We start from the raw sequence: 662 nt of genomic DNA, 5'->3' as shown, positions 1-662 counted from the left end.
CTTGTCCAAATCCTTGAGCTGAGCCTGAATGCTCCGGATAGATTGGATAGAGGTGCCGAGCACCAGATCAATAGAATCTTCAACGACCTTGGAAAGCCGGTAAGAAGCTCTTGCAGCCTTCTGGATGCAGCGTGCAACGTTCTCGGGGTCAGGGAAGCGATTGCGGCCCTTGTCTCGTAAATAGTCGGCTAAATCGGCGACATCCATGGTGGCAATATCATCGAGGCTGTACTTCTCGGAGAGCATCTCCATGAGGGCATGGCCGAACACGGAGCTCTCGACCTCGGTCGTGAATGCGTTGCATTTGTAGAACAGGTTTTGCAGGAAGTATTGCTTCTCACGGGTCAAATTGTGAATCAAGTGAAACCGCATGCGCGTCAGGCGCTGGAGTGCGACATACTGCTCCTGCATAACGACGGTGGTTGTCAGCCTGCCGAAGCGAAGGCGATCCGCAATGACCCAAGCGTCGAGGCGGTCGGTCTTGTCTAGATCCGGATAAGCTTCTCTAAACTTGCTGACGAGCTTTGGGTTAATGGTAAAGACTTTGGCTTTGCGTTCCTTGAGCGCCGGATCCTCATGCATGTACATGGCGGGATGCCAGCTAAAGACCGAGGTCGCTTCAAGACCGATGTGAATCTCGGAAGAGGAAAGCTTGTCCGCTG

Annotated in this window: 1 protein-coding gene; it reads right to left on the bottom strand. The window is 53.2% G+C overall.

The window, feature by feature from the left end:
• Positions 1-662: IS110 family transposase (locus tag ACFO1S_RS21685; RefSeq protein ID WP_378127562.1), on the bottom strand; the 662-nt coding region annotated here is incomplete at both ends.

Origin of the sequence: Cohnella boryungensis (assembly GCF_042651945.1) — a bacterium.
Classification (GTDB): domain Bacteria; phylum Bacillota; class Bacilli; order Paenibacillales; family Paenibacillaceae; genus Cohnella; species Cohnella boryungensis.
This window is presented reverse-complemented; position numbering and strand designations above follow the sequence as displayed.